Here is a 7,189-nt window from a genome sequence, read left to right as displayed (position 1 = left end):
GAGAATTTCGACAAGAGGCATATCGGGAGATTGGGCGTCACCCCGTGAATTTCCATGGTGAACGTCACCACTATGCCCAGGAGCGATACAGAGTCCTTATAGGAGCCGATAGCCCTATCCGCGCTGGTGTGGCCCACGGTCGGGCTCATCATGAATACCTGTCCAAGGAGCTGGGGATTTCAGTTGCCCAGGCCAAGACACTTGATCAGGAGGTTCGAGCTGAGGTGGCGCGGGAGTTGGGACACGGGCGTATTGACGTTACAAACTCATACTTGGAGTAAATGATGGAAAAATGGGTAAGAGAGCGAGCGCACGTTTATGTCCGGCACGGCGGCAAAACGGCTCGGCGAGCAATGGTGAAGAGGCTCATAGCGGCCTTGGCAGATATTTCGTCACATGAGCAGGGGGTTTCGCGGCCAGACCAGGTAGGAAGAGCGCACATCCACCGTTACTACACTCGACACGATAACCTGAGTAGCACGACACTCAGGGATCATTTCTATGCCTTCAGACTTCTATGGGAGCTGTTAGGCAGACCCGGCGAACCTCCCAGGCCCAAATAGACAAAAAAACTCTTTGCGCCCAAAAAGGGAAAAAGTAGCTGCGTGCCCCACGGCCATTCTCCGATAACCTATCTTCAATTTCCGGAACCGCCGGAAATAGTGAGGTAGCTGGCCTCCTCAAACAAACAGCAAGTTTAACTATCATCTCAGAGCAGGGGCATCCCTGTACTGGGAGACCCCTCAAAATTATTTGAGGTGCAAGATGAAAAAACTCGAAGTCAACGGCTTGGTGCTTCCTTTGAATGATTCTCATGTGTATCAACGCAGAGGGATTGTCATGACTCACTGTGAGTCAAAAGGAAATCTCCACTTCACTGTCCTTCGGTGTCTTGATGGCCGATTTACGAAAACCTATTTCGGTTTGGCTCGATGCGGCAACGAGGACGACTTCATCGAGATAATGAAGTCGGGCGACAAGTTTGAGCCAGTTTCAGATTGGTTCTCGCGTTCCCGAGAAATCATTTAAACCCGTAACCGGGGCTTCCCGGTCACGGATGAGCCCCTTTCAATCAACTATTGTTTGGAGCTCTATATGTACTTTTCCACATTCGTTTTGGTCATGATTGTCACGGTTGGCGTTATTGCGTTTGGTGCCTCACTGGTAGCCCGCACTCTTAACGTCATCGTTCGATCAATGTTCAAAGCGCGGCCCGTACGGGTCGTCAGTCAAACCTCGTCGCCAATTTCTGGAGACGTTATTGAACCGGAGCAATCAGAGCAGAATCCCCCTGTCGGATTTATCACTGGCCGCATCATTGATGGTGAGGTCATTCGACCTGCGCTCCACTGCAACAAATCACTTGCCGGTCCTCGGTAAGTATTAAACCACCCAGCCGGGTACCAAGCCCGGTAGGGCGAAGTCCCGGCTTTTTACTCTTGGAGAAAAGACATGCTGGGACAAATTCAAAATCAACCAGAGAATCACCAGTTCGATGTGTGCGGACGTGTGTACTACACCGACGTCTGTTACGACAACGGAAAAGGTGAGCTGGTCGCTGAGACGGTTAACGCAACGTCGCATGACGACGCCGAATCAGTGTTCCGGTCTAATCTGCTGGAACACGCCCGTAAATTCGATCTCGTCGTGGACCGGATTGAGATTACCTTTACGCTCGATCTTGCCTACGCGAAGTCGCACTACGGCGCGGTGAATTAATGAAGCCCCTGGGGAAGACCTTGGGGGCTTCCCTCCTTCCCATAGGAGGTCCTTATGGATAACACAGTATCTGTCCTGACTGAGCTGTCCGATGCGCAGGCCTTGGCTTTAGCACAGCTTGTAAAGCGAATTGGTTGGCAAAAAGTGAGGGTTAATGCTGTTGACGATGACGAGGCGTATCTGATGAAGGATGCGTTAGCATCTCTGCAAAGGAGTCTGGCCGATTGCGGTTATGCTCCTCGATAGTGAAAGGGGCCAGATCACTGGCCCCTTTTTGATTTCCTGACCAGCCGAGAGTTACTTCTTTTCTTGGTGGCTACCGTACCCGTTGTGTCATCTATTGACTGGAGGATCTTCTCTGCCTTTCTCTTCGCGGCAGAAACTATCTTTGGATCCTCGCTCTGAATAATCTCTTCGAGATTTCTTGCCATAGCCCTCCCTCCAATCACTCGTTTTCGATCAGCTCTTTTCGATACTCTCCACCGGTTCCACAAAGTACAAGGGTTTCCCCTTGTTTACGACCATGGGAGGAGTTTCATCGGTTTGAGGGGCAAACATATAGGCCCAATCGGGCAGATTCGCGCTGATCGCGCCGATGATGGATACACTGTCCAGGGTCACCCCTTCCGGGACATTCAGTTTTACAGATGAGGCCTTCACACCTTCAGTTGTGAACGACCAGGCCTGACCACCTCCCAGGAACGCAGGTTCAAAGCCTTGACTTGGCTCTATGATCTGAGAAGATACATAGCATGTTTTTGAGTAGTGATCGACAGAATCTGGCGAGGGGCATCCCTGATTTGTGTCAATAATAGTTATCTGACTGAACAGAAAAGCGCTTCCGCCCCCAAACACTGCTTTTTGGTCGTAGTTCTCTAGCTTGGCTTCATACGTATAGCCAAGGCTACCGAGGGCCTTTTTCATTGCGGAGGTAGTCACTTCTGACATCTTCGCACGGGCCTGAACGGCATCTGTGGCCATGCTGGAAGGCATCCAGCCGAACAAAGAGTCTTTCGCGAAGTTCGACGTTGGCTCCAGGGCTGCAAACAAGAGGCTGGCTCCCAGTGCTTCTCCCCCGCTCCAATTTGCTCCTCGATCCCACATAAGGATGTCGGCATTGGAAGCGACCTTGTAAAGCTCGTTTTCTGAAAGGTGCTTTCTCTCCGTATCCCGCGCTTCAGTGATACCCCCGGCCTGAGCGAGGTTGTACGCACGGGATTTAGCCGGTTCATAGGTTGCGGGGTCGGATGACCCGGTGGTTGCACAACCTGCCAGTGACAGAACTACAGCAGCAGAAGCTGCAATCGCGATGTATCGTTTCATGGGTTTATCCTCCGTTATCTTTAAAAAGTGTCTCACGACTTTAAGAAAACGCAACCCAAAAACTTTGGTTAATCCATAAAAAACAATGGTTTGTACTGACGGTACAAACTTACCCTAAATTTGGCTTTGCGCCCAAAATGGGCAAGAACACGTGCGTGCTCTAGTGATGGGTGTATTTAGTATGAGGGGGAGTTTTTAACAGGAGATTCCCCAATGTGGACCATACACTCTGTCGGTGATTCGGCATTTTTGGAGCAGGTTTTGATAGCCGTTTCCATGATCACCGGAACCGGCGATTTCACACAAATGGCATCGGTAGGGCTGCTTATCGGTGTACTAATAGTTTTTTTCCAATCGATTATGAATGGAGCCAAGGAAATACAGATTGGCACTATTTTGGTGGCATGGATTTTCTATGCTATGGCATTTGGACCATCCACGACTGTCCTTATTGAAGATGCATACTCCGGCGAAGTTCGGGTCGTTGATAATGTCCCAGTGGGGCCAGCAGCGGTTGGTTCGGTTGTCTCAAATGTTGGGTACTCAGTTACAAGCCTGTTTGAGCAGGGGTATTCATTTATTTCACCGGGCTCGACACAGAATCGATTTGCTGACTCCCTTCACTTGATAAATCAGCTTCAAGATGCTGCCGTTAACCCGGTTGTATTTAAAGCAATGGATAACGCTGTTGGTGGAGAGGGTGTAAACGTCGAGCTTTCAATTCACAACTACATACGAGAATGCACGCTAACAAAAATTGATTTGCATCAAGCGTCAATCCAAGACTTATTTACCGCCCCTGCAATGCAGGCACTTCGCTTTGAATCAGGCTTATATGGCACTCGGCTTTACCTTGGTGGCTCTCCCCAGGATTACACCTGTTCTGATGGGTTTGTTGCGATTAGCAACGCACTTAATGAAGTTAAAGGCAACTATTTGGTTCATGAAGCCATCGAGCGGGGAATGAGAGACGCTAGTGGTGATGTCGCTGGAGTCGGTGTGTCAAATCGTCTTTATGATGCATTAGCGAGTCTTGGTATGACCGGATCTAATGCTCAGGACTACATACTAACAACCGTGCTTAAGCCGATATATGAAGATGCTGCCCAAGGAAAGTACCAGGATATGCGGGATTTCTCGTCGGCAATTATGCTGAACCAAGCTATCCAGCAAAGGAATACTCAATGGGCTGCTGAACAATCAATGTTTATGACCATCGTTCGCCCGATGATGACGTTTTTCGAGGGTTTCGTTTATGCCGTAACACCTCTGGCTGCATTCTTTATGTTGATGGGCCGGTTCGGTATCGGTTTGGTGGGAAAGTATTTGGTGACACTCGCATGGATTCAGCTCTGGATGCCGGTGTTGTCAATTATTAACCTCTATATTCATATATCCGCTACAGGTGCGTTGAGTGCCCTAGAGAACGACCCGTTTTCCACTTTCCACGGGATAAGCGAGGCATACCAGATAACATCTAATTGGCTTGCAACGGGAGGCATGTTGGCTGCGGCCACTCCAGTGATTACTCTGTTCGTTGTAACCGGCTCCACTTACGCAATGACTTCTCTCGCAGGCCGTTTGAATGGCGGTGACCATATCAACGAGAAAATTTCTACTCCCGACGCCATTAAGCCCTCAGCGGCGTTGGACATGATGCCGAAATCTCAATTTGATGACTTCCGAGGGCTTCAACTTACCGGTTCCGAGAGCATGGTAGACAAAATTAATGTCGGGAACATGCTCAGTAGTGCGGTTAGTTCCTCCCAGGCATCGTCAGCCCAGGCAACACAGTCATTTGCATCCCAGCTTTCTAATTCGGTTTTCTCTGGGGCCTCTGCTGAACAAAGCTACGCTCGTTTACAAGGGCTTGGGCAATCCCTTCGTGCATCTGACTCTTCACAGGCACAGGCGATTTACGGCCAAGCTCAGGATTACGCTCGACAATATGGTTTGAATGAGAGCCATACAGATGCCATTGCTGGGGCGATTGGTATGCAAGCCAGTGCGAATGTTGATGCCGGGCAGGTTGCGGGAGCCCTGTTGGCTGGCCCTGCTGGAATGGCAATAGCGAAGGCAGCACCAGTCGATGTCAAAGGAGGAATTTCTGGTTCGGCAACTTCTACCTCCACCGATCAACGTCAGCAGCTTACAGGCGATATGGACCGGCTTGCCAAAAATGTTGGTTTCACTGACAGCGATTCAGCAGCTTTGACTAGGGATATAGCTCGTCAGGTCAATACGCAGAGTGGTCAGCGTTTTACGAACTCTCTTGGAGAGGAGCAGCGTGAGCAGTTTTCTGAATCCGCGACCCAAGCCATAACAGCACAAAATACTTATCAGCGTCTCGCCAGCGCTCAATCGAGCATTGGAACGACGAGTGCAATGGATATGAGGGCTCTGGCGGAGAAAGTAACCAGCAGTCCTGAAGCTCATTCACAGTTAAGAGATGGGATGCGGATGGCTTCACCCGAAACACGCCAACTTGCGGCTGAGAAATCCCAGTTTTATGAAGCGTTGGGAATGGATTCAGCAAGAGCAACTGCAGGCGGTCAGCTCTATGCGCTTATTAACTCTGGTAAAGCATCGGAACAGGCTATTGCTGCCGAAACCATCGAAAGTGCTACGGGCGGCGCGACAACCGTGAAAGATTCCAATGCACAGCAAGATCTTTTGGAAAGCTCTCCAGCGATACCGCATGGTATAGGTGCGCGAAAGCTTCAAGAACCTCAGAGCATGTCGAACGAACAAAGAAATCAGGCAAAGGCAGGCGTGCCTGGGGAGAGCGCAGTGCTTCAGCGTCATAACCAAAACCTAAGCCACGTAGAAGCGGCAGACTCTGAAAACAGAGACGACTACCGGGGAGAGCGGCTCGGTGCTCTGAGAAGTCAAATTATGGCGTCTGAAGTCGAGCCATCTAGCTCGGCGAGTATCTTCTCTACTACCGAGGGTATTGGCCGATTTTTCGACCAAGTAGTTGGTGGGGTTAGTGCTGGAGCAGGCGGTTTCTTGGATGATTTTGCAGGTTCGATGGAGCACCTCGCGGCCATGACTCCCCAAGAGCGCGACCAGTTTATCGCTGATTCAAACCGTGGCGATCAGTACATCCAGGATGAGTACGGCGTAGCGGGTCATATCGCGACCGGAGCCGCAGACCTGGGGCGTTCGATTATCGGTGCCGGGGTCAGCGGATACACAGCGGCCAAAGAGTGGATTACTGGAGAAAGTGATTTGTCGGAAGCCGCTAAAGACATGTCCATTAGGGAACGTGGGATGTTCTTTGCGGCAGCGTTTGCCAGTGCATCAGAGGAAGGTGCGGAGCACGCACAGCGTTTTGTTGAGCAATATGGTGACGAGTTCCGTGAGCTGGCAGCCCAAACGGCTGTTAATGAGCATGGTCTTCAGTCTGAAGCCGGTGCGCAACTGTTTGCGTCGTCGCTACTGGGAGCAAGTGACGGGCGTGAAGCTGAATACAGGCAGCAACTTCAAAGTGAGTTCGGCGGTGACGCCGATCTGGCAAACAAAGCAGCAGACATTATTGAGGCTTCTGCGGGTGCCGGGCGCGAGCAGGCCGGGGGTTATCTGATGCCAGTAAGCCGCTATATGGCTGTACAGAATGGAGAGTAAAGGAGCGTTTCATGAAAAGAGAAGCTGTGGCAGTGATTGATAAGATTATTGGACACGCGGAAGCGGGCGAATTCATGGCACCCTGCGGGGAGAAGATGAGGATACGAATATACGCTCATAGAGAAAATATGCGCTCGATCATTCTGACTAATGCTCTGCTTGAAAAGCTGGCGAAGAAAGCGGGTGTAAGGGCGTTCGAAATGAAGATTGCAGCTCTAAGCGTTCGGTTACTAATCGGGCGGAGATATGACACTAGGCGATTAGCGGGAAAAGGGATTGAAATTTTGTTAACTCGATAACTCACCTTAGAGAGCTGGTTTCATCCAGCTCTCTTCTATTGGCCTGTCCAAGGTTGACCGTCCCATTTTTCAAATTGCGATCCTGAACTATCTGGCGATGTGAACGGAATCCTGTCTATTTGGCTATCATCCCAAACTAACGAACGGTCCTGCTGTGATGAATGTACGTTGCAACCTGATTGTGCGTTCCTTTTGCTAACAATAAAGCTCAAAATTAACGC

7 protein-coding genes are annotated in these 7,189 nt (G+C 50.3%); 5 read left to right on the top strand and 2 right to left on the bottom strand.

From position 1 onward, the window contains the following. The first annotated feature begins 792 nt into the window (after window positions 1–792). The 3 genes from ACTRWF_RS18265 to ACTRWF_RS18255 all read left to right on the top strand — a co-directional run bounded on the left by ACTRWF_RS18265 (window position 793) and on the right by ACTRWF_RS18255 (window position 1,965). Window positions 793–1,029 (top strand): hypothetical protein, encoded by a 237-nt coding sequence (locus ACTRWF_RS18265; RefSeq protein WP_462835984.1) that lies wholly within the window; start codon window positions 793–795, stop codon window positions 1,027–1,029. A 423-nt stretch (window positions 1,030–1,452) separates the two neighbouring features. Beyond that, complete coding sequence (locus ACTRWF_RS18260; protein ID WP_178974643.1) at window positions 1,453–1,719, top strand: hypothetical protein; 267 nt, start codon at window positions 1,453–1,455, stop codon at window positions 1,717–1,719. A gap of 54 nt (window positions 1,720–1,773) precedes the next feature. Beyond that, entirely contained in the window at window positions 1,774–1,965 is a 192-nt protein-coding gene (locus ACTRWF_RS18255; protein WP_462835983.1) for a DUF7706 family protein, read from the top strand. A gap of 14 nt (window positions 1,966–1,979) precedes the next feature. Here the strand turns inward: ACTRWF_RS18255 and ACTRWF_RS18250 are convergent, their stop codons facing one another. Together ACTRWF_RS18250 and ACTRWF_RS18245 are read right to left on the bottom strand one after the other, a co-directional pair. Continuing rightward, window positions 1,980–2,150, bottom strand: a complete 171-nt coding sequence (locus tag ACTRWF_RS18250) for a hypothetical protein (RefSeq protein WP_462835982.1) — start codon at window positions 2,148–2,150, stop codon at window positions 1,980–1,982. A gap of 28 nt (window positions 2,151–2,178) precedes the next feature. Next, window positions 2,179–3,042: a hypothetical protein gene (locus ACTRWF_RS18245; protein WP_462835981.1), complete on the bottom strand. Its 864-nt coding sequence runs from the start codon at window positions 3,040–3,042 to the stop codon at window positions 2,179–2,181. Between the two features lie 213 nt (window positions 3,043–3,255). Between ACTRWF_RS18245 and ACTRWF_RS18240 the strand changes: the two genes are divergently transcribed. Both ACTRWF_RS18240 and ACTRWF_RS18235 read left to right on the top strand, forming a co-directional pair. Next, window positions 3,256–6,669, top strand: coding sequence for a conjugal transfer protein TraG N-terminal domain-containing protein (locus ACTRWF_RS18240; protein ID WP_462835980.1), 3,414 nt, complete (start codon window positions 3,256–3,258; stop codon window positions 6,667–6,669). An 11-nt stretch (window positions 6,670–6,680) separates the two neighbouring features. Beyond that, window positions 6,681–6,968: a hypothetical protein gene (locus ACTRWF_RS18235; RefSeq protein WP_462835979.1), complete on the top strand. Its 288-nt coding sequence runs from the start codon at window positions 6,681–6,683 to the stop codon at window positions 6,966–6,968. The last annotated feature ends 221 nt before the right edge of the window (window positions 6,969–7,189 follow it).

It is taken from the genome of Alteromonas sp. G5_S2_22_S1 (assembly GCF_054968525.1).
Note: the sequence above shows the minus strand (reverse complement) of the source record. Positions and strands in the feature narration are given on the sequence as shown.

Excerpts from the sequence above, each read along its gene's own strand:
- ACTRWF_RS18260 (WP_178974643.1), top strand. The coding sequence starts at position 1,453 with ATGCTGGGACAAATTCAAAATCAACCAGAGAATCACCAGTTCGATGTG.
- ACTRWF_RS18255 (WP_462835983.1), top strand. The coding sequence starts at position 1,774 with ATGGATAACACAGTATCTGTCCTGACTGAGCTGTCCGATGCGCAGGCC.
- ACTRWF_RS18250 (WP_462835982.1), bottom strand. The coding sequence starts at position 2,150 with ATGGCAAGAAATCTCGAAGAGATTATTCAGAGCGAGGATCCAAAGATA.
- ACTRWF_RS18245 (WP_462835981.1), bottom strand. The coding sequence starts at position 3,042 with ATGAAACGATACATCGCGATTGCAGCTTCTGCTGCTGTAGTTCTGTCA.
- ACTRWF_RS18240 (WP_462835980.1), top strand. The coding sequence starts at position 3,256 with ATGTGGACCATACACTCTGTCGGTGATTCGGCATTTTTGGAGCAGGTT.
- ACTRWF_RS18235 (WP_462835979.1), top strand. The coding sequence starts at position 6,681 with ATGAAAAGAGAAGCTGTGGCAGTGATTGATAAGATTATTGGACACGCG.